This window comes from Pedobacter sp. WC2501 (genome assembly GCF_052682415.1).
This window is the reverse complement of the sequence record NZ_JBQZFI010000001.1, coordinates 1,005,250-1,025,853: the sequence shown is the minus strand read 5'-3', so window position 1 is coordinate 1,025,853 and position 20,604 is coordinate 1,005,250. Positions and strand designations below refer to the sequence as shown.

Annotated in this window: 20 protein-coding genes; 13 read left to right on the top strand and 7 right to left on the bottom strand. The window is 38.3% G+C overall.

Features of this window, described 5'->3' with window-relative positions; genetic code table 11:
- Window position 1: 1 nt before the first annotated feature.
- From ACUN24_RS04410 to pfkA, 3 genes are all read left to right on the top strand, one after another.
- Complete coding sequence (locus ACUN24_RS04410; RefSeq protein WP_445561423.1) at window positions 2-451, top strand: protein-disulfide reductase DsbD domain-containing protein; 450 nt, start codon at window positions 2-4, stop codon at window positions 449-451.
- A gap of 148 nt (window positions 452-599) precedes the next feature.
- Window positions 600-2,288, top strand: a complete 1,689-nt coding sequence (locus ACUN24_RS04405) for a protein-disulfide reductase DsbD family protein (protein ID WP_445561422.1) — start codon at window positions 600-602, stop codon at window positions 2,286-2,288.
- A complete protein-coding gene (gene pfkA / locus ACUN24_RS04400) occupies window positions 2,281-3,264 on the top strand; it encodes a 6-phosphofructokinase (RefSeq protein WP_445561421.1) in 984 nt (327 codons plus the stop codon). Before ACUN24_RS04405 ends, pfkA begins: the two co-directional genes overlap by 8 nt.
- An 87-nt stretch (window positions 3,265-3,351) precedes the next feature.
- On the opposite strand, the gene ACUN24_RS04395 is transcribed toward pfkA, so the two are convergent.
- Window positions 3,352-3,675: a heavy metal-binding domain-containing protein gene (locus tag ACUN24_RS04395; protein WP_090497467.1), complete on the bottom strand. Its 324-nt coding sequence runs from the start codon at window positions 3,673-3,675 to the stop codon at window positions 3,352-3,354.
- 177 nt (window positions 3,676-3,852) lie between these two features.
- Between ACUN24_RS04395 and ACUN24_RS04390 the strand changes: the two genes are divergently transcribed.
- Window positions 3,853-6,936 carry a VIT domain-containing protein gene (locus ACUN24_RS04390; RefSeq protein ID WP_445561420.1) on the top strand — a complete coding sequence of 1,028 codons (3,084 nt, stop codon included), beginning with the start codon at window positions 3,853-3,855 and terminating at the stop codon, window positions 6,934-6,936.
- 60 nt (window positions 6,937-6,996) lie between these two features.
- Here ACUN24_RS04390 and ACUN24_RS04385 read toward each other — a convergent pair whose 3' ends face one another.
- Window positions 6,997-7,518, bottom strand: a complete 522-nt coding sequence (locus ACUN24_RS04385; protein ID WP_445561419.1) for a 5' nucleotidase, NT5C type — start codon at window positions 7,516-7,518, stop codon at window positions 6,997-6,999.
- Between the two features lie 144 nt (window positions 7,519-7,662).
- Here ACUN24_RS04385 and ACUN24_RS04380 point away from each other — a divergent pair, with 144 nt between their 5' ends.
- From ACUN24_RS04380 to ACUN24_RS04355, 6 genes are all read left to right on the top strand, one after another.
- Window positions 7,663-8,223, top strand: a complete 561-nt coding sequence (locus ACUN24_RS04380) for a 30S ribosomal protein S16 (protein ID WP_445561418.1) — start codon at window positions 7,663-7,665, stop codon at window positions 8,221-8,223.
- Between the two features lie 448 nt (window positions 8,224-8,671).
- A complete protein-coding gene (rimM, locus tag ACUN24_RS04375) occupies window positions 8,672-9,199 on the top strand; it encodes a ribosome maturation factor RimM (protein ID WP_121285403.1) in 528 nt (175 codons plus the stop codon).
- A gap of 275 nt (window positions 9,200-9,474) precedes the next feature.
- Window positions 9,475-9,909, top strand: coding sequence for a hypothetical protein (locus tag ACUN24_RS04370; protein ID WP_445561417.1), 435 nt, complete (start codon window positions 9,475-9,477; stop codon window positions 9,907-9,909).
- A 101-nt stretch (window positions 9,910-10,010) separates the two neighbouring features.
- On the top strand, window positions 10,011-10,685 hold the full coding sequence (trmD, locus tag ACUN24_RS04365) for a tRNA (guanosine(37)-N1)-methyltransferase TrmD (RefSeq protein WP_132395756.1): 675 nt from the start codon (window positions 10,011-10,013) through the stop codon (window positions 10,683-10,685).
- Window positions 10,686-10,823: 138 nt separating this feature from the next.
- Window positions 10,824-11,171: a 50S ribosomal protein L19 gene (gene rplS, locus ACUN24_RS04360; RefSeq protein ID WP_025141628.1), complete on the top strand. Its 348-nt coding sequence runs from the start codon at window positions 10,824-10,826 to the stop codon at window positions 11,169-11,171.
- 70 nt (window positions 11,172-11,241) lie between these two features.
- On the top strand, window positions 11,242-12,417 hold the full coding sequence (locus ACUN24_RS04355) for a mechanosensitive ion channel family protein (RefSeq protein ID WP_445561416.1): 1,176 nt from the start codon (window positions 11,242-11,244) through the stop codon (window positions 12,415-12,417).
- Between the two features lie 333 nt (window positions 12,418-12,750).
- Here the strand turns inward: ACUN24_RS04355 and ACUN24_RS04350 are convergent, their stop codons facing one another.
- The 3 genes from ACUN24_RS04350 to ACUN24_RS04340 form a co-directional block, all read right to left on the bottom strand.
- Window positions 12,751-13,410, bottom strand: a complete 660-nt coding sequence (locus tag ACUN24_RS04350; protein WP_445561415.1) for a phosphatidylserine decarboxylase family protein — start codon at window positions 13,408-13,410, stop codon at window positions 12,751-12,753.
- Window positions 13,411-13,465: 55 nt separating this feature from the next.
- A complete protein-coding gene (hpt, locus tag ACUN24_RS04345; RefSeq protein WP_445561414.1) occupies window positions 13,466-14,008 on the bottom strand; it encodes a hypoxanthine phosphoribosyltransferase in 543 nt (180 codons plus the stop codon).
- Window positions 14,009-14,097: 89 nt separating this feature from the next.
- Window positions 14,098-16,260, bottom strand: a complete 2,163-nt coding sequence (locus ACUN24_RS04340; protein WP_445561413.1) for a transglycosylase domain-containing protein — start codon at window positions 16,258-16,260, stop codon at window positions 14,098-14,100.
- A 131-nt stretch (window positions 16,261-16,391) separates the two neighbouring features.
- On the opposite strand from ACUN24_RS04340, the gene ACUN24_RS04335 reads away from it, so the two are divergent.
- From ACUN24_RS04335 to ACUN24_RS04325, 3 genes are read left to right on the top strand one after another with little or no spacing between them, the layout of a single operon-like run.
- Window positions 16,392-17,468 carry an Mrp/NBP35 family ATP-binding protein gene (locus ACUN24_RS04335; RefSeq protein ID WP_445561412.1) on the top strand — a complete coding sequence of 359 codons (1,077 nt, stop codon included), beginning with the start codon at window positions 16,392-16,394 and terminating at the stop codon, window positions 17,466-17,468.
- A 34-nt stretch (window positions 17,469-17,502) separates the two neighbouring features.
- Window positions 17,503-17,748: a NifU family protein gene (locus ACUN24_RS04330; protein WP_029274884.1), complete on the top strand. Its 246-nt coding sequence runs from the start codon at window positions 17,503-17,505 to the stop codon at window positions 17,746-17,748.
- Between the two features lie 53 nt (window positions 17,749-17,801).
- Window positions 17,802-18,437 carry a hypothetical protein gene (locus tag ACUN24_RS04325; protein ID WP_445561411.1) on the top strand — a complete coding sequence of 212 codons (636 nt, stop codon included), beginning with the start codon at window positions 17,802-17,804 and terminating at the stop codon, window positions 18,435-18,437.
- A 208-nt stretch (window positions 18,438-18,645) separates the two neighbouring features.
- Here ACUN24_RS04325 and def read toward each other — a convergent pair whose 3' ends face one another.
- Together def and ACUN24_RS04315 are read right to left on the bottom strand one after the other, a co-directional pair.
- A complete protein-coding gene (gene def, locus ACUN24_RS04320; RefSeq protein ID WP_445561410.1) occupies window positions 18,646-19,206 on the bottom strand; it encodes a peptide deformylase in 561 nt (186 codons plus the stop codon).
- Between the two features lie 143 nt (window positions 19,207-19,349).
- Window positions 19,350-20,582, bottom strand: a complete 1,233-nt coding sequence (locus tag ACUN24_RS04315) for a M16 family metallopeptidase (RefSeq protein WP_445561409.1) — start codon at window positions 20,580-20,582, stop codon at window positions 19,350-19,352.
- Between the last annotated feature and the right edge of the window lie 22 nt (window positions 20,583-20,604).

The following is a 20,604-nucleotide window of genomic DNA, read 5'->3' as shown; positions in this document are numbered from 1 at the left end:
AATGAAAAAAATCACCCTGGTGCTTTCGATGGTACTTTTTACTATTGCTGGCGCATTCGCTCAAATTGAAAAACCGGTAACATGGGCTTACTCTGCAAAGAAAGTAAGTAAAACTGAAGCTATAATTTATTTAAAAGCGACAATTGATGACAGATGGCACATTTATTCTCAGAATGTGAAAGACGGAGGGCCGGTAAAAACCACTTTTACTTTTACGCCTTCTAAAGATTTCAGTCTTGTTGGTAAAACAATTGAGCCTAAAGCTATTGTTAAATATGAAAGCACTTTTAAAATGAATGTAAGTTATTTTGAAAAAGCAGTAATTTTTCAACAAAAAATTAAGCTAAACAAAGCCACTACAGTAGTTAAAGGTGTAGTAGAGTTTATGGTTTGTAACGATAAACAATGTCTTCCGCCAGAAGAAGTTGAGTTCAGTATTCCGGTTAAATAGTTGACCTCAAAATATTTGCAAACAGTCCCGAAAATCCGGGACTGTTTCTTTTTAAAGTAAAATCTACAAGGTGTTGTGGTTTAAAAAAAATCGTTTCTAAAATTATTCTTAATTTCACGGATTCAAAACACACACACAAAACACACAAATGAAAAAGGTTTTATTATTGTTGTTAATGGCTACAATGTTTATTGCATTGCCAGCTATTAAGAGTTACGCCCTCGTAACACAAGATACCATAGCAACCGCTCCTCCTGATGATATTGTTTTTACCGAAGTAGGTTCAGCACAGGATAGTGCTGCCAATAAGCAGGTAAAAACGGAAAAAGATACCCTTAAGAAGGATACGGTTAAAGCAGGAAAAGCTACTGTAGCTGGCAAAGATGCTCCAAAACAATCGCTTTGGGTAACTTTTGGTTTAGGCCTTTTGGCCGGTATTGCTGCTTTTTTTCTTCCATGTATTTTTCCGATGGTTCCGCTTACTGTCGGTTTCTTTACCAAAAGAGCCGAAAGCAGGGCAAAAGGAATCAGGAGTGCTATTATTTATGGTTTATCGATCATTGTAATTTACGTGGGTTTAGGCGTGATTATTACCTTGATCTGGGGCGCCAGTGCATTAAATGAGATCTCGACCGATGGATTTTTTAATATTTTCATCTTCCTCATTCTAATCGTTTTTGGTGTATCATTTCTAGGCGCTTTTGAAATTACGCTGCCTAGCTCATTTGTAAATAAACTCGATGCAAAATCGGATGCTAAAGGTTTAAGCGGAATCTTTTTTATGGCAGCAACCCTGGCGGTTGTTTCCTTTTCTTGTACAGGGCCTTTAATTGGAACCTCATTGGTTGCCATTAATACCGATCTGTTAACACCTGTTATCGTTATGTTCGGCTTTTCGTTATCATTGGCGTTAATTTTTACCATGTTTGCTATTTTCCCAAGTTTAATGACGGGGCTACCAAAATCAGGTGGTTGGTTAAACTCAATCAAAGTTTTTCTTGGGTTCTTGGAATTGGGTTTATCATTAAAATTCCTTTCGACAGCAGATTTGGCCTATCACTGGGGAATATTGGACCGTGAGATATTCCTAGCCATCTGGATTGTACTCGCCTTAATTTTGGGCGTTTATTTATTGGGAAAAATTAAGTTTTCTCATGATAGCGACCTTCCTTATGTTTCAGTGCCAAGATTATTTATTGCAACAGCAACTTTTGTATTTGCCATTTATCTCATTCCAGGCTTATGGGGAGCACCTTTAAAAGCAGTGAGTGCATTGGTGCCGCCTTTATCCACTCAGGATTTTGTAATCGGGCAAGATGGTGGCGGTGGCTCAAGCCCAGCAATTACACATGCTAAACGAAAATATTCAGAATTCTTGCACATTCCGCATAATATCGACGGGTTCTTCGATTACCAGGAAGCCCTTGCTTATGCTAAAGAGGTAAAAAAACCATTGTTTTTAGATTTCACAGGCCATGGATGTGTAAATTGCAGAGAAATGGAAGCCCGTGTTTGGTCTGACCCAAGAGTGCTTAAAAAATTGAAAGAAGATTATATTGTGGTATCGCTTTATACAGATGATAAAACCAGTTTGCCTGAAGCAGAACAATTTGACTCTAAAATTTTAGGCACAAAAGTGAATACCGTTGGTAAAAAATTCAAACATTTGCAGGCTGAAAGATTTAATACCATTTCGCAACCATATTATGTACTTTTGGGTACTGATGAAAAAGAATTAGTTTCGCCTCCTATTGGAGTAGAATTTGATATAGACAAATATTTGCAATATCTGGATAATGGATTATCAGGATTTGCCAAGAAACAAACAAATGAATAAGATTAAGAATATTGGTGTTTTAACCTCTGGCGGAGATTCGCCGGGTATGAACGCCGCAATTAGAGCTGTAGTTAGGGGTTCTATTTACTATGATATTGAAGTAACTGGTTTTATCCGTGGCTACGAAGGGCTGATAAACAATGATTTTATACCTATGGACCGCAAATCTGTAGCAAATATTATCCAACGCGGAGGAACCATTTTAAAAACCGCGCGCAGTGAAGCATTTAGAACCGTTGAGGGCAGAAAAAAAGCGTATGAAAACCTGAAAGGTAAAGGTATTGATGCCTTGGTTGTAATTGGTGGTGACGGAACATTTACTGGTGCCAATATTTTTTCTAAAGAGTTCGATTTTCCGATTGTAGGTTTACCAGGAACAATTGATAACGATTTGGCAGGTACCGATTTTACCATCGGTTATGATTCTGCCATCAATACTGTTATTGATGCGGTAGACAGGATCAGGGATACGGCCGAATCGCACGACAGGCTTTTTATTGTGGAAGTGATGGGTCGTGACTCCGGATTAATTGCTTTAAGAAGTGGAATTGGCGTGGGCGCAGAGGCCATCATGATTCCAGAAGCGAACATGAACGCCGATGATATTTTACATAAATTAGAGCATAGCCGTAAGGATAAAGCCTCAAAAATTATTATTGTTGCTGAAGGCGATGATACAGGAGGTGCATTTAAAGTTGGCGAAATTTTGCAGGAAAAATACCCACACTACGATACAAAGGTTTCGGTTTTAGGACACATTCAGCGTGGAGGTAAACCAACATGTATGGACCGTGTATTGGCAAGCCGTTTAGGTGTTGCTGCTGTAGAGGGTTTAATTAATGGCGAAAGCGGTGTAATGGCCGGCCAGGTAAACCGCGAAATTATTTTTACCCCCTTTGATCATGCCATTAAACATATTAATGCCGAAAAAGTGAGTGCCAAATGGCTTAAACTCATCGATATACTTTCGTTTTAAAACGGAAACAGAATGTAAAAAAGAAAAGTCTTTCCCGCACCGGAAAGACTTTCTTGTTTTTGCTTAGTTTTAGCAATAAGCAATTTCTTAATCTGCTAAAATTACCGCAGTACCATTGGCGCTTACCATGAGCATGCTTCCGCCGCTGCCTACTGTTTCGTAATCTAAATCAACACCAACAATAGCATTTGCACCAAGAGCGGCTGCGTATTGCTGCATTTCGTTAACTGCGGTATCTTTACCCTCTCTTAAAACGCGTTCGTAAGAACTCGATCTGCCCCCTACTATATCCGTTATACCTGCAAATAAATCTTTAAAAATATTTGCGCCAATGATGGTTTCTCCGGTTACTAAACCGATGTATTTTATAATTTTTCTGCCCTCAACCGTAGGCGTTGTGGTTACTAACATAGATTCAGTTTTTAATCATTAGAACAAAATTTTTAAAAAATGTTACAATTTTCAGAAAAGCTTTTTTAGCATTTCTAAAATGGTTTTGTGCTGCTAAATCTAAGGAAGCTAAGCGCTTCTAAAAAATAAATTTATGAAATCGCCAATGCTTTTGCATCACTATTAAAAATCAATGTTATGAGCACATCTAGAAATTTACTCCTCCTCCCCTTATTATTGGTGGTTTTTTTTGCTAAGGCGCAAATGCCAGTGTTAAAGGTACAACAGGCCGAAACTGCAGAACAGAAAGAAGCCGTTAAACTTAAAAAACTGAATATCGATGTACAGATAACAGGAAATATTGCCACAACGGTGATGACCATGACCTTTCATAATAGCAGCAACCGCGTTTTAGAGGGCGAACTTACTTTCCCCATGCCGGAGGGAGTGAGTATTAGCCGTTATGCTTTAGATATCAATGGGAAAATGCGCGAAGCCGTACCCGTGGAAAAAGCAAAAGCAACCGAAGTTTTCGAAAGCATTGAGCGCAGACGGGTCGATCCGGGGTTGCTGGAGAAAGTTGAAGGGAATAATTTCCGTACCAGGATTTATCCTTTGCCTGCAAATGGCAGTAGGACCATCATTGTGGGTTATGAAGAAGAATTAAGTTTTAATAACGCCAATGTTTTAAGGTATCACCTGCCCTTAGATTATAATCAGGCCATTGAAAATTTCAGCTTAAAAACCACTGTTTTTGAAAGTGTTATCAAACCAGAGCTTGGCGAACAGCCTGATGGCAGTTTTGATTTAAAGGCCAATGGGAATACCTATGTTGGCGAGATTAATAAAGCCAATTACCAGCCCAAAAATGGCCTCACCATTAATCTGCCAAAGCGAAATAACCTCCCTGAGGTACAAATGCAAAAAGCATCATCTGGCTACTATTTTCTGGTGAATGTTTTTCCTAAAATTGAAAGCCGGGAGCGACAGTGGGCCAATCATATTGGCCTGCTCTGGGATGTATCATTAAGTGGCCTTCAACGCAATACCGATAAAGAAATGGAATTGCTTGATTTAATCATCAGGCAAAAACAAAACTTAACTATCCAATTGGGCCTGGTAAATAATGGTTTTAAAAATGCCGGAACATTCGTCATATCAAATGGCAATTGGTCTGCATTAAAAGATAAACTGAAAAAACTGGTTTACGATGGCGGCACAAATTTCAGCGCAATAAATGCAAAGGCCATCCAGGCAGACGAATATCTTTTATTTACAGATGGCTTATCTACCTTCGGAAGCAATAGGATTGCTTTAAATAAACCTGTTCATTGTATTAATACGGCGCTAAAAGCAGATTACAGCACTTTAAAATACATCACCTTAAAAACTGGCGGGCAGTTTGTAAACCTCAATTCTATTTCAGTTAGTAATGCTTTTAAACAATTAAATCAACAAAATCTTCAGTTTCTGGGGATCAAAAATGGAAACAACATCCGGCAAACTTATCCATCAATGAAAGTAAATGTAAATGGGCATTTTTCATTGGCGGGCATCATGAGCGATTTTAATACCGAATTTACCTTGCAGTTTGGATTTGGAAATACCGTAGTAGCTGAGCAGGTAGTTCGCTTGAATGCCACAGAACATACTTTTAGCAGTATCGACTTGAGCCGGGTTTGGGCGCAGAAGAAAATTACCGAAATGGATATCCAGTACGAAGAAAACAAAGATGATATCAGCGTTTTAAGTAAACAGTTTGGTATTGTCACCCGCAATACCAGCCTCATCGTGCTGGAAAATCTTGATGATTACCTGCGTTATGATATTGTGCCTCCTATTGAACTTCAACAGGCCTATAATGCGGTTTTGAAGCAACGCAGAACGGCTATTTTGGAACGTAAGCAAGATTTGATCGATGCTGCGGTAGCCATGACCAAAGAACTGAAAACCTGGTGGAATACCGACTTCTACTATAAAGAACCAGGAAAGAAGAAAGAGAGATACCCTGACCCTGGGCAGAGGGATGTAAATGGAATTCCGACAGCTGATATCGTAATGAGCGAACCAGTTGGTGACGCACCAAGGCGAGAAGCTGTGAAAGTAGCTGAAATGGTAGTTCCACCTACACCACAAGCGGTAACGCCTGCTCCAGCTACTGGAGCTGCCAGAAGAGATAAAGAAACGAATCAATTAAATGAAGTGGTGGTTGTAGGCTATGCTGCTCAGCGAAAAACTTCTGTAGCGGGATCTGTCACAACCATTAGGGGGACTGCCTCAAATGGATTTCTTGAGGGTAAGGTTGCAGGTGTGCAAGTAACAAAAGTAAATGCAATGAAAATGCCGCCACCTGTAGTAGCACAACAACCCGCCATCATCATCCCCGAATTTAAAAGCGATAAGGATTATATGAAAAATTTGGTTGGTAAACCAGATAGTGCTTACCAGGCTTATTTAAAAATGCGCTCAAAATACATTTTAACACCGATGTTTTATTTTGATGTGGCGAATTGGTTTTACCAGCAGAAAGATAGTATAAGGGCATTGACCATTTTAAGCAATATTGCCGATTTAGATTTGGAGAATGCCGATCTATATAAAACCCTGGCCTATAAATTAAAGCAGACCGGAAATTATAAAGATGAGCTTTTTATTACCCAAAAAGTTTTGCAATGGCGCCCTATGGATGCACAGAGTTATAGAGATTATGCGCTGGCGCTGGCCGATAACGGGCAATATCAACCAGCGTTAGATAATTTATATAAGGTACTTACCCAAAGTTATAATGCCCAGATTGCCGATAGAGACCAGGGTATCGAAGAAATCATCATTTCGGAGATGAATAACCTCCTGGCAAAACATGGCAATAAACTCAGTACAAAAGAAATTGATAAACGTTTGATCCAGTCGTTGCCTGTTGATGTGCGTGTAGTGCTTAACTGGAATAAAAATGATACCGATATCGACCTTTGGTTAACTGATCCAACAGGAGAAAAAGGGTATTATGGGAATTCAAAAACAAAAATAGGTGGCAGGATTAGTAACGATTTTACTTCAGGTTATGGCCCGGAGCAGTTTATGATTAAAAAAGCGATAAAAGGAAAATATAAAATTGAGGTGAATTATTATGGCGATAACCAGATTAATATTAGCGGTCCAACAACCGTTACCGCTGAGATTTATACCCGATACGCTACTGGTAAACAGCAAAGAAAAGTAATTGTATTGCCGCTCGCAGCTGATAGTAGCGGGGGAAACCTGGTAGGTGAATTTAATTTTTAGGATTATAATGATGAATTGCATTCATGGGCGTCGACCTAAGTCGACCCCTATGAATTAATATTATAGCAACAAACCCGCTATTTCTTCCCAGTTGTTCACACGTTCGTATTCTGTTACAAGCAAATTGTGGGGCGAGGAAAATAATAAAGGGCGACCGTTAAAATTTACAAAGTTTTTAATGCGGTCGTCAATGATGATGTCAACATTCACAATTTTATTTCCGCAGAACATAATATGCTGCCAATCAATGAAAGGAAAATGTTCGGCCATCCAATCGTATTTGTCGATCAATGAGTTGCGGAACTCCATTGCTGCCGAAACAATATACACATCATATTTTTCTTGTAAGGCTTTAATTACCCGCTGGCTATCTTCAATCACCTCAAGGTCGCGAAAAAAGCCAGGTTCATTGATATATTCGAACCATTTTTGGTTAACATCCTGTGGAACATGGTGGAAAATTTCGTTTCCTGCATCGATCTTTAAATCGAGCGGAACATTAAAATCCCGGTTATATAATTTAATAAATTTCCCAACGGCGTCGGCAATCACCTCGTCCATATCAATCGCAATTCTTTCCATTCTGTACCTGCAAATATTTGGGCACAAATATCCTGAAAACAAAGAAATTAAACTATGTTTTTAATTTACAGTATTTTAGTTATCTTTGCAGCCCCGCAGCATGAAGCTCCGGGAACTATGTTGAATACATAAATACAAAAGAAAATGGCAACTAAAATCAGATTGCAAAGATTCGGTAAAAAAGGAAAACCTTTTTTCCACGTTGTGGTAGCAGATTCTCGCTCTCCACGTGATGGTAAATTTATTGAGCGTTTAGGTTCTTACAACCCAAATACCAATCCTGCTACCATCGAAATTAACTTCGAAAAAACTTTAGCTTGGGTAAACAGTGGTGCACAACCAACTGATACTGCTCGTGCTATCCTTTCTTACAAAGGTGTTTTATACAAAAAACACTTAGAAGGTGGTGTTAAAAAAGGAGCTTTAACTCAAGAACAGGCAGACGAGAAATTTGCTGCTTGGTTAGATACTAAAGCAGGTAAAATTTCTGGTAAAACAGAAGGTTTAGCTACTTCTAAAGCAGATGTGCGTAAAGCAGCATTAGCAGCAGAAGCTAAGAAAAAAGAAGATAAAGCAGCAGCTATCGCAGCTAAAAATGCACCAGTTGCAGAAGAGGTTGTTGAAGAAGAAGCACCAGCTGTTGAGGCTGAAGCAACTGAAGAAGCTCCTGCAGCAGAAGCTACTAAAGAAGAAGGAGCAGAATAATTTTAATTATTTTGTTTCATAAAATAGCGTTCCGAATATTCGGAACGCTATTTTTTTAACTAAAAATGTCATCCTGAGGATTAATTAATTGTTTAAAATCAATATGAATGACGTAAAATTGTTTTCTCTTGTCCTACGGCGCAGTCTTGCCTCGGCTCACCGCCGCCGGAGGGCTCTTTCTTTTTGGCATCAAAAAGAAACAAAAAATGCCGGCTGAAAATTTTTCTTTTGAAGGCAGTTCTGCAGCCAGAACAGTGCTGCCCGAAAAATTTGTTAGGCCGGATTTAAGTAGAACGGGAATACCGTGGTATGGCCTAGCCGGATGGAAATGAGAAAGTAGTTAAAATTCTGATTGATAATAACTTAAAAAATAATGTCAATGGTAGGCACGAAGGATCTGATAACGATGAAACAGATCCTTCGTGCCTCAGGATGACAATGTAATACTATGAAACACGAAGAAGCATTTTATATAGGTTACGTTACTAAAACGAGGGGTTTAAAGGGAGAAGTTCAGGTATTTTTCGAATTTGATGAATACGAACAACTCGAATTTGATGTGGTATTTGCCGATATGAATGGTAAGCTTGTTCCGTATTTTGTGGCTTCGGCAAAATTACAAGCCAATAAAACTGGTTATTTTAATTTTGATGATGCTGATCATATCGATAAAGTACAGCCGCTACTAAAAAAGAAACTGTATCTGCCCCTGTCACAAATGCCAGAACGCGAAGAAGGAGAATTTTTCTATACCGATTTTAAAGGTTATTTAGCAATAGATGAAACTTTGGGAGAACTAGGCGAAATTTTGGAAGTAAACGAGTACCCACAACAGTTTGTGGCTACAGTGATGTATAAAGAAACCGAAATTCTGTTCCCTTTAAATGAAGATTTTATTGTAGAATACGACGAGGATGAAAAAACACTAACCCTCGATTTACCCGAAGGTTTACTCGATATTTATCTGGAAAGCTAAAAGATCAAAAAATATTTTCTAATTTTTGCTGCTCCTAACTCTGTTTGTAAATAACGCAGTCTTTTAGTAAAAAATTTGATTAAAATATTTAATTCAGGTTTCCAGGTAGGCCATAAATGCCATCGAATCAGGGAAATATGTTTTATTGGCCTTGAAAATAGCTCGCGTTTTTGATAAACCCGTTGAGGAGATATTTGAACTAGAAGAAGGTGATTAACAGTATATGTTTTTTGAAGAAAAATTATTAATTTAGATTTCATTCTAATCAAATTAACATGCTCAAAAGAACATTAAAAATCGCCATGGTTTTTCTCGCCGTGCTTACAATCATTTCTTGTAAAACCGTACAACAGGCAAATTTAAAAGAAATTAAGCCCTTTGTTGGTATCTGGAACGATACCAGTAATCCGGGGTGTAAAATCGTTTTTAAAGCGGATGGAAGTTTTTACAATCTCGCCAAGGAAGGTGGTGTACAGGTCGTTACGCATAGCGGCACATTTAAAATTTTATCCGGCAACATGTATGTGCTAAATATTTCTGATGCAAGGCCCGATGCTACTTACGATCTTAAGGGCAGGCAATATGCAAACTATTATACCTTAGGCAATGACCAAAAAACGATGAAAGTAAGCGGTGTTGTTGATGGACGGAACGGTAGGAAGCCGTTGCAGTGGGCGAGCGATCTGGTAAAGGTTAATACGTTGGATTAATATTTACAGCAATGAGTTGCTATAAGAGTCAAAATTGATACTGAGCGTAGCAAATTCGACTTCAGGTTAAAGACTTCAGACTAAAGCCTTACCTTTGCGTTATGCGTTTCGATATTATAACAGTTCTGCCCGCTTTATTAGAAAGCCCGTTTGCCCATTCTATTTTGCAACGTGCACAAAAAAAAGGCATTGCGGAAATCGTGGTACATAACCTGCGGGATTACGCCACCAATAAACAAAAAAGTGTAGATGATTACCAATATGGCGGAGGAAGCGGCATGGTGATGAGTATCGAACCCTTTGCGGCCTGTATCGAAAAACTTCAGGCTGAGCGCGAATACGATGAGATTATTTTCATGAGTCCCGACGGCGTTACTTTAAACCAGAGCACAGCCAATGAACTTTCTATTAAAAAGAACATCATTATTTTATGCGGCCATTATAAAGGCATAGATCAGCGTATACGCGATATCTTTGTAACGAGGGAGATTTCTGTGGGTGATTATGTTTTAAGCGGTGGTGAGCTTCCTGCTGCGATTGTGGTAGATGCTGTGGTGCGTTTAATCCCCGGTGTTTTAAATGATGAGACCTCTGCCCTATCTGATAGCTTTCAGGGAGAATTGCTTGATGCACCAGTTTATACGCGGCCGGCAGATTGGCGCGGATATAAAGTGCCAGATGTTTTATTAAGTGGCCACGAGGCAAAAGTGAATGAGTGGAGACACGAACAGGCCTTAGAACGGACTAAAACGCGCCGTCCTGACCTTTTGGAATAGAAGCAATTAACACAATGGAATGTGGAATTCGTAAAGAATGTGGAAAAAATTAAATTAGGTTTTTTTTTATCAAAAATAATCCCTAATATTGCAATCCGATTTTCACGGGATGAAATATCGATTTAATAGCTTAAAATCATGGATTTAGTAAAATTTGTTGAAGAGCAGGCCATCGCGAAAAAAGATTTTCCTGCGTTCAAGTCTGGCGATACAGTGAGCGTACACTATAAAATTCGCGAAGGTAATAAGGAACGTATCCAAATTTACCAAGGTGTTGTAATACAACGTAACAGTGCTGGTGCTAACGAAACTTTCACAGTTCGTAAAATGAGCAACAGTATTGGGGTTGAGCGTATTTTCCCTATCAATTCTCCAAACATTGAGAAGGTAGAAGTAAATAGCTATGGTAAAGTTCGTAGAGCGAAATTGTTCTATTTACGTGCTTTAACTGGTAAAGCTGCCCGTATCAAATCTTTGAGAAAATAATATTCTTTATTATAAGATATAGCCTTCACGATTCATTTCGTGGAGGTTTTTTTGTTTGTACCTTTGTTAAATGTTAGATTCTGCTTTTTTCGACCAGGTTTTTTGGGGCAATACTGTAAAAGCCTATTTTCTTTTAGGTGGCATTCTTTTTTTAGGCCTAATATTCAAAAGGATTGTATCAAAACTTTTAAGTAAACTGCTGTTTAGGCTCTTTAAAAATTTCTCTAATCAATCTCATGACGAAGCATTTGTTGGGCTTTTACTTAAGCCGATAGAGGTTTTTATTCTTTTAACTACACTTTATCTTTCCATTAACCAGTTAAAACATCCGTTAGAGGTCGCTGTATTCCATTATAGTAAATTAATCGGAAAGTTTAAAGAGTTGATTCCGGTAACCATTGGTGATTGTATCGACCGAATATTTTTGTTTGGGATCATACTATCTGTTTTTTGGATTATTTTAAGGATAATTGATTTCATTAGCCACGTTTGGTTATATAAAGCATCGCTTACTGAAAATAAGGCCGACGATCAACTGGTGCCCTTTTTAAAAGAGCTGTTAAAAACGGTTGTAATCTTTATTGGTTTTTTTACCCTGCTGGGCTTTGTTTTCGAGGTTAATGTATTGACGCTGATTACCGGATTGGGTATTGGTGGTATTGCTATTGCATTGGCGGCTAAAGAGAGCTTAGAGAACTTAATAGGTTCGTTCACAATCTTTTTAGATAAACCTTTTACCGTTGGCGACCTGGTGAAGGTTGACGGTGTGGAAGGCACTGTAGAAAAAGTCGGCTTCAGAAGCACAAGGATCAGAACTTCCGAAAAAACCATGGCCACCTTACCCAATAGGGGCATGATAGATGGGGTTTTAGAAAACCTTTCATTGAGAAATTCACGTAAAGTATCATTTGTAATCGGACTTACGTATGAAACCAGTTCCGATTCGTTAAGAAAAATTATCACCGAAATTGAAAGTTACATCAATAATCATGAGGGCACCAGCGATGATGGAAATGCCTCTTTTAAAAGCTTTGGCGATTCGGGTTTGAATGTTGAGGTTAATTATTTTGTAACGGTACTTAATTATACCGAATTCCTTAAAATCAGACAGGAAATCAACCTAGAGATTATGGATATCGTGATCCGTAATAAATCTGATTTTGCTTACCCAACACAACGGTTAATTAGCGACAGGCCGATTGGCAATACCGCAGAAAAAGAAGTCGGTAATGATGCTACAGATTAGTTCTGATCTCGTGGTTTGTGGAGACACAAACCACGGCGTAAATTAATGAAATTGCCATACAGAAAGAAAAATAGTTGCGTTTTTTTGGAAAGCAAAGCCTGTAGGAATGATTAAAGTTTGTTCCTGCTATGCCTACAAGTCCTCTCCCGATGAAAAATCGGGATCCGGGCTTTCCGTTGCTATCAGGTTTAGGTGGATTCTTCAATGTTTCAAAATCCTTTTAGTTCCCGTGGTCTGTGTTCCTAACAGACTGACGCATTAACCCAATAGTAGTAAAAACAAAAAGCTGGTTTAGCATTAACTAAACCAGCTTTTTTATAAAATATTATATCCTTAGCTTAAAGTTGCCAATGTGGTGATTCCGCCTTTTACAACCTGGTTAAGTTCTACATTAACTTTGGTGCCTACCGGAAGAAAAACATCTACCCTCGATCCGAATTTGATAAAACCGAACTGTTCAGTTTGTATCACCTGATCGCCTTCTTTTACATACCATACAATCCTGCGGGCCAAAGCGCCTGCAATTTGACGGAACAATACAGGTGTACCGTTTTTATGCTCGACAACAGTGGTTGTACGTTCATTTTCGGTAGATGATTTTGGATTCCACGCTGCAAGATATTTTCCCGGGTGATATTTGAAGAATTTTACCACTCCCGAAATTGGATTACGGTTAATGTGAACATTTACTGGCGACATAAAAATCGAAACCTGTAAACGTTTATCTTTAAAATATTCTCCTTCTTCAGTTTCTTCAATTACCACTACTTTACCATCTGCAGGGCAAATAACCAAGTTATCGCCTGAAGAAAAGCTGCGGCTCGGATTACGGAAAAACTGCAATACGATTATCAGTAATGCTGCCGAAAAGATATAAATAAACCAGCGTAACCAGGTGATGTCATGGTATTTATAATCCACTACAGCGTTGATTACGAAGATCAATAATATGCTTAAGGCAATGGTAGTGTAGCCTTCTTTATGTATGGTCATTGTTTTAGAAATTATTGGACAAAGGTGCGAAAAATAAATTAATCCAATTTAAAAATTATGCGCCCGTTGCTCTGTAAATATCAGTCAGGTTTCTGCCAAGACCATTATAATCCAATCCATAGCCCACCACAAATTCGTTAGGTATTTCAAAACCAACATATTCTAAGGCTTTAATTTCATATTTTAAAGCACTAGGTTTCAGTAAAAGAGATGCAACTTTTACTGAAGCTGGATTTTTTTCTTCTATCGTTTTTAAAATATGCGTTAAGGTTAATCCTGTATCAACGATATCTTCTACAATAACAATATCTCTGCCCTCGATGTTATCCGGCAATCCGATCAGTTCTTTTACATTTCCAGAGCTTGCTGTGCCTTCGTAAGAAGCTACACGCATAAAAGCAATTTCGCAAGGTACATTAATCTCTTTGATCAAATCAGCCATAAATAGGAAACTGCCATTTAGTACACCGATAAATAACGGGCATTTATTTTCGTAGTCTACATTCATCTGGATGCCCAATAAACGGATACGTTTATTTAAGGTATCATTTTCTAAAAATATCTCGAACTCCTTATCCTCTACTTTTATTTTGTGCATGCCGCTATCGGATGGTTAATTGTATAAATTGGTTAACTTATTAATTGTTTATCGTTTGGCTGAACTATAAACTGTCAGCTGTAAACTAGTTACTGCTGGGCCTTTTCCAATTCCTTTTGTCTTCTTCGTTCTTCCCTTCGCTCCTGCCTCAATTGCTTTTTAGTTTTGGTGGTATCGGCAGGTGTGGTGGTCTGTTTATTTGTCGTAGTGTCTTTTTTAGTTCCACCACCAAAAAGGCGTTCGAAGAAACTTTTATTTTTATCGTGTACAATTATAACCGGTAACCCATCTCCATCATCGTCAAACGCAGAGGTATCAACCACGGCGGTGTCAGGTGCTAAGTAACGACGGAGTCCTTCTCTCAGGCGTACATTATAAAAGCCATAACCCGAGGTATCTCCAGGTGTTAAGCCTTTTCTGGCCATAATATTCCCCATAAACCTGAAGTAGTTGAACATATAAGGTTTCAGGCTACCATCGGCCATAAATTTATACATCGACGCTTTCGGTTTAGGTACAATACTGGCCAGGAACAGCCCATCGCCAATAGTTAAATCGGCAGGTTGTTTTCCAAAATAGTACCTTGATGCTTCCCCTATCCCATAAATATTCTTTCCCAATTCCATGATGTTGAAGTATACCTCCAGCATCCGTTGTTTGCTGATCAGGTGGTTATGTTCGATGAGCCAAACGATTAAAATCTCCTCGGCTTTACGGGCTAAAGTTTTCTGACGGCTTAAATATACATTCTTAACCAGTTGCATGCTGATGGTACTGCCACCACGCTTAAATTTCTTTTCCTTAAAATTTACGGCGATCGATTTTCGGATCGATTCTTCAACAAAACCATTGTGCGTAAAAAATGAAGGATCTTCCGCAGTTAAAACGGCATTGATAAAATTCTTTGAAATGGCTGATAATGGCGTGAAATTAGGATTCGATGGCCCAATGGTAATATCACGCATCGGTTTGCCATATTCGTAAGGTGTATATACAAAAGTATTGTTGATTTTTTGCAGGTTGGTTTTTCCCCACTGCACAATTTTGAAATTAACAGGTGTTAGTGTAGAATTGAAACGCACACTATCAGGTATTTTGGTGTCCAGGTAAAAGTTAAGGTTATATTTAACTTTGCCTTGTACTTTAAGTCCCTCGAGCGATTCGAACAAGCCTTGTGGAAATGCATCTAAAATCCCTTGCGCATCCTGCTCTTCAGCATTTAGCTTTAGTTCATATATTTTATTCTTTCCTAAAGTATATTTAACAAAAGGATGGATCTGTGCATTTTTCAAATAAGCGGTTGAGGTACTGTCCAAAGCAATGTAATTGGGTCCAACTAAGATATCGGCGTCTAGTTTTGCGCTTTGGATAATAATATCGTTTGAAGCAATGCGGTGTTGATTAATCAACATGTTTTTAACTGACCACGAGCCAGATATCTTATAATCATCGCCACTGTATTTGGCATTTTTTAATTCGGTTTGCAAGGTATCGAAACTAAGCTTGGCATGTAGTTTACTATTGAGGTAAGGTAATTCCAGCTTTTTTCCATCAGCATAGGCCGTAAAATTTAACTTTTTACTGCCCGGATTAACATAACCATTAACATGCCAGATAGATTCGTTGTTGTTCACGTCAATGGTTGATTTTAAGTCGCCGCCATCTATCGTAGCATTGGTTGCAAAACTTAACCTGGCCGTATCGTGATCGTTTAACTTAAAAACCATGTTTTTCACATCCATATCGTCAGGGATTTTATATAAAACTTGATTTAAAATGTTACTGGCTATTTCTGATAAGTTAGCTTTCCGATTGGTTTGCGTGCTGTCTTTTTTCTTCCGTTTTAAGATGAAATCGATATTTGTAGTCGAATCTTTAAGCACGACATTAACAAAACCGTCTTTCAGTTTTACTTCCGAAAGTTTTACGTTACCGAATATTAACGGTAAAAGTTTAACACTAACACTCAGCTCATTAATGTTTGAAAGGGTATCACGTTCTTTAGGCACAACAGAAATATTGGTCATTTTAACTGTGCTGAGCCCGGTAAAACCTACTGATCCGATTTTAACCTCCAGGTCATAATCTTTATTGGCCTTGGCAATTGCTTTAGCCACCATTTTTTTAAGAAGCGCCTCCCTTTTGCTATAGGCTACCGCCCCTAGAGCAATACAAACAACTAAAAAAACACCTAAAACCCAGGCTCCGATTTTTAAATATTTTTTGGGGATCTTAATTTTTGGTATCTGCATATAGTCGTTAAAATGGTTAATTGCTTAAACGTAACAATTAAATGTTTATTTCGTGTTAAAATTACAGTTAAAAAGCCTAAATAAAAGTATTTGTGGCTATGTTTTGTTAATTTTGAATTTAAATTAATACCATGCAGATTAGCCCGCAACAAGTTTTAGATGCGCTTAAAAATGTTGAAGATCCCGATCTTAAAAAAGATCTGGTTACTTTAAACATGATTAAAGATTTACAGATTACAGATAACCAGGTCAATTTTACATTAGAGCTTACTACGCCGGCATGTCCGATGAAGGAAATGCTGAAAAATGCCTGTACAAATGCCATCAAACATTTTGTATCTCCAATGGCAGAAGTGGTGATCAATGTAACTTCAAGGGTTACTCAACCCAGCAATTCATCATCGTTAGATAACATCAAAAATATTATTTTGGTTTCATCTGGAAAAGGGGGAGTTGGTAAATCTACTGTAGCGAGCAATCTTGCTGTTGTATTGGCTAAAGATGGCGCCAAAGTTGGCCTTATTGATGCAGATATTTATGGCCCATCGGTACCAACCATGTTCGATCTGGTTGATGCCAAGCCTGGTGCCGAAGAAACCGCTGATGGTAAAACCAAAATTTTACCAATTGAAAAATACGGGATAAAGTTATTGTCTTTAGGTTTTTTTGCAGATCCCGGACAACCCGTGCCATGGCGTGGACCAATGGCATCTAACGCAGTAAAACAATTGTTTAACGATACCAATTGGGGGGAACTGGATTATCTGATTGTAGATCTTCCACCAGGAACAGGCGATATCCACATCACCATCACGCAAAGTTTCCCAATTTCAGGGGCGGTGGTGGTTACTACGCCGCAACAGGTTGCGCTAGCTGATACACACAAAGGTTTGGCCATGTTCAGGATGCCGGGAATTAACATCCCGATTTTAGGGGTTATAGAAAACATGTCGTATTTTACACCAGCAGAATTGCCGGAGAACAAATATTATATTTTCGGAAAAGGCGGTGGCACCGAACTTGCAGCACGTTTTGATGTGCCGTTTTTAGGAGAAATCCCAATTATTCAAAGCATTTCGGAGGCTGGAGATCAGGGGAAACCAGTGGCATTAAATCAAAACCCATTATTGGATGTTGTATTTGGAGATATTGCCAGTAAAATTGCGCAACAAATATCCATTAATAACGCGCAAATGGTGAATTGCTAAAAAATTACTATTTTTATAAATTAAAATATATATAATGAATTTAACAGAACAAGTAGAACAGGCATTAGAAACTATCAGACCTTATTTAAAGGCTGACGGAGGTGATGTTTCTGTTGAAGAAATTACATCTGAAGGAACAGTAAAGCTTAAGCTTTTGGGCAACTGCGGTTCATGCCCGATGAGTTTCATGACTATGAAATCTGGAATCGAACAAGCGATTATGAAAGCTGTTCCGCAGATTACGTCGGTAGTTGCCGTTAACATGGCCGAGCAAGATTAAGCTTTAACACTATTTAACAAGGAAGTTTTATTAATAAAATTACTTTTGTCTTAATGAGATATTGTATTGCCCTGATTTGCTTAATTTTTTCTGTAACCGCTTTTGCGCAACAAAAGCCGGAACAGGATAAACTCATCCAATTTTCTGGGATTATTACCGATATCGATAGTTCAAATGTGATACCTTATGTTACCATTACCAATCTTTCTGCCAAGAGTAAAAGGGTTGGTGCCGATTACAGAGGATATTTTACCTTTATTGTTAATCCTGGCGATACGATCTTGTTTACAGCCATTGGTTACAAAAAGTTTTCTACAGTGATTCCGGAAAGTACACCAGATAGCAAGTATACGATTATGGTTAAATTGAAAGCTAATGTGATCGATTTACCTTCGGTGCGTGTTTTCCCATGGGCTACAACTGAAGAATTTACCCGCGAGTTTTTATCGATGAAACTGGCGGATGATGATATGGCCATTGCTAAAAAGAACCTTTCGCGTTCGTCAATTGATGGCTTGATTCAAACGCTACCGCGTGACGGACAGGAAATCGGCAGTCAGAATTACCGCTATAATTTTGACAGGATGATTAATAAAAACATGGTTCAAACCAATCCACTACTTAATCCTTTCGCCTGGGGCAAGCTGATGCAGCAGATTTTTGATGGTGATAAGAGCCGGACGAATTAGTCTGGTACAGAGGTTCATTGCAAAAGATAATTATTACCCTAATTTTATTTTAGCTAGCCGTCATCCTGAATTTATTTCAGGATCTATGCTGCTATAAAGATCCTGAAACAAGTTCAGGAGGACGCATAAAGGCAATTAATAGCGACGAACCTTAAATAAAAAAAGGGAAAACGTTTCCATTTTCCCTCTTACATCTTCCATTTTAAGCCTATCTTTTCTTACTCTTATTCGGAAACTTCATTTTGTAATCTGTTTTGATATTTCCTTTTGAAATCGCATCCAGTTTGCTTTTAAGCATGGTTTTACGCAATACACTTACTTTATCCGTAAAGAGTTTTCCTTCGATGTGGTCGTATTCGTGCTGGATTACGCGTGCAGGCATTCCATCAACATCATCAGTATGCTCTATCCAGTTTTCGTCGAAATAGGTAATCTTGATATTTGGCTTGCGCATAATGTTTTCGCGGATATCAGGAATACTTAAACAACCTTCGTTAAAACTCCAGGCTTCGCCTGTTTCTTCTAAAATTTTGGCATTGATAAATACTTTTTTATAGCCTGGATTACCCTCTTCATCTTCTCCTGTATCTACAATAAACAAACGGATCGGTAAACCAATCTGAGGTGCAGCAAGACCTACCCCATTGGCGTAATACATGGTGTCGAACATATCGCTGATTAATTGTTTTAATTCCGGATAATCTTTATCGATATCGGTACCCACCTTTTTTAAAACCGGATCGCCGTAAGCTACTATTGGTAATTTCATTGTATTATATTTTTTCAGACCGCAGTCTGAGCTTGTTAATTATTGCAAAATTGTTGTCAGTCTGAGCTTGTCGAAGACCCGTAGTTAAGTCCTTCGACAGGCTCAGGATGAAAACAGAAGGTTTTGACTTACAAAAATAAGAATTATTCCTCTATTGGGCAGAAAGTAAAGATATTCAGTTGCTCAATATTTAAAATCTCATTCGTAACTTCTGCCATTTGGCTGGTTGTAACTGCATTTATTTTCTCAAAAACCGTTTCCAGAGAATCGATCTTATTGTGATCGATCAGGCTTTTGGCCATTGAAATGATTAAACCAATCCTATTTTCTTCTCCCAAAGCAATCTGTCCGATAAATTTATTCTTGGCTTTTTGTAACTGCAATTCATTTAAAGGATGTTCTCTGAGCTTTTTAATCTCCTTAAAGATTAAAGAGAGTGCCTTAGCTTGTTTTTCTTTATCTGTTCCGAAATAAATGGAAAAAATACCTGTATCACTCAAGGGCGAAAAATTGGATTCGATGGTATAAGCAATTCCGTATTTCTCCCTGATCTGTAAATTTAAGACAGAGCTCATTCCATTACCACCAAAGTAATTGTTAAGCAGCATTAAAGGAACTTTTTGCGATTGGTAGGTAGAATAGGCCTGTGTACCTAAAATACAATGCGCCTGCATAATTGGTTTGTAAATGGTGGTATTGCTCTGTGGAAGTATGCCTGGTTTAATTCTTTTTTTAACCGGATTATTCTCTTCAACATCAGCAAAATACTTGCTTCCTTTATTTACAACGCTGTTTAAAGTATAATTTCCTAAAACAGCCACCACAATTTCGTTGGTACGATAATTGGCTTTTCTGAAATTGATGACATCCTCACGGGTAAAGTTTTGAACAGATTCTGTTGTACCCAAAATATTGTTTCCCAATGCATGCCCTGCGAAAAGCATATCTTCGAAATCATCATTAATAGCTTCTTCGGGCTGATCTAAATAAGATGAAATTTCGTCCAGAATTACACTTTTTTCTTTATCCATTTCTGCTTCAGGAAAAGTAGAATGGAAGATAATGTCGTTAAAGAGATCTAAAGTTCTATCTAAGTAAGGATTTAAAAAAGAAGCATGTACGCAGGTATATTCTTTTGTGGTATAGGCGTTTAAGTCGGCCCCAACGCTCTCCAGCCGGTTTAAAATCTGGTTGGTACTTCGTTTTTCGGTACGCTTAAAGATCAGGTGCTCAATAAAATGTGCTAAACCTGCTTTGCTTTCAGGCTCGTCTCGCGATCCTGTATTAACGATGATGCATGCGTGAGATATGGCAGAGGCCGCGGGCACATGCAATATGCGTATGCCATTTGGCAAAGTGTGAACATTGTATTCCATTAAGGGGCAAAGATAAGGCTAA

Bases quoted from the DNA above. Each gene is read 5' to 3' on its own strand.
- ACUN24_RS04410 (WP_445561423.1), top strand. From the start codon at position 2: ATGAAAAAAATCACCCTGGTGCTTTCGATGGTACTTTTTACTATTGCT.
- ACUN24_RS04405 (WP_445561422.1), top strand. From the start codon at position 600: ATGAAAAAGGTTTTATTATTGTTGTTAATGGCTACAATGTTTATTGCA.
- pfkA (WP_445561421.1), top strand. From the start codon at position 2,281: ATGAATAAGATTAAGAATATTGGTGTTTTAACCTCTGGCGGAGATTCG.
- ACUN24_RS04395 (WP_090497467.1), bottom strand. From the start codon at position 3,675: ATGTTAGTAACCACAACGCCTACGGTTGAGGGCAGAAAAATTATAAAA.
- ACUN24_RS04390 (WP_445561420.1), top strand. From the start codon at position 3,853: ATGAGCACATCTAGAAATTTACTCCTCCTCCCCTTATTATTGGTGGTT.
- ACUN24_RS04385 (WP_445561419.1), bottom strand. From the start codon at position 7,518: ATGGAAAGAATTGCGATTGATATGGACGAGGTGATTGCCGACGCCGTT.
- ACUN24_RS04380 (WP_445561418.1), top strand. From the start codon at position 7,663: ATGGCAACTAAAATCAGATTGCAAAGATTCGGTAAAAAAGGAAAACCT.
- rimM (WP_121285403.1), top strand. From the start codon at position 8,672: ATGAAACACGAAGAAGCATTTTATATAGGTTACGTTACTAAAACGAGG.
- ACUN24_RS04370 (WP_445561417.1), top strand. From the start codon at position 9,475: ATGCTCAAAAGAACATTAAAAATCGCCATGGTTTTTCTCGCCGTGCTT.
- trmD (WP_132395756.1), top strand. From the start codon at position 10,011: ATGCGTTTCGATATTATAACAGTTCTGCCCGCTTTATTAGAAAGCCCG.
- rplS (WP_025141628.1), top strand. From the start codon at position 10,824: ATGGATTTAGTAAAATTTGTTGAAGAGCAGGCCATCGCGAAAAAAGAT.
- ACUN24_RS04355 (WP_445561416.1), top strand. From the start codon at position 11,242: ATGTTAGATTCTGCTTTTTTCGACCAGGTTTTTTGGGGCAATACTGTA.
- ACUN24_RS04350 (WP_445561415.1), bottom strand. From the start codon at position 13,410: ATGACCATACATAAAGAAGGCTACACTACCATTGCCTTAAGCATATTA.
- hpt (WP_445561414.1), bottom strand. From the start codon at position 14,008: ATGCACAAAATAAAAGTAGAGGATAAGGAGTTCGAGATATTTTTAGAA.
- ACUN24_RS04340 (WP_445561413.1), bottom strand. From the start codon at position 16,260: ATGCAGATACCAAAAATTAAGATCCCCAAAAAATATTTAAAAATCGGA.
- ACUN24_RS04335 (WP_445561412.1), top strand. From the start codon at position 16,392: ATGCAGATTAGCCCGCAACAAGTTTTAGATGCGCTTAAAAATGTTGAA.
- ACUN24_RS04330 (WP_029274884.1), top strand. From the start codon at position 17,503: ATGAATTTAACAGAACAAGTAGAACAGGCATTAGAAACTATCAGACCT.
- ACUN24_RS04325 (WP_445561411.1), top strand. From the start codon at position 17,802: ATGAGATATTGTATTGCCCTGATTTGCTTAATTTTTTCTGTAACCGCT.
- def (WP_445561410.1), bottom strand. From the start codon at position 19,206: ATGAAATTACCAATAGTAGCTTACGGCGATCCGGTTTTAAAAAAGGTG.
- ACUN24_RS04315 (WP_445561409.1), bottom strand. From the start codon at position 20,582: ATGGAATACAATGTTCACACTTTGCCAAATGGCATACGCATATTGCAT.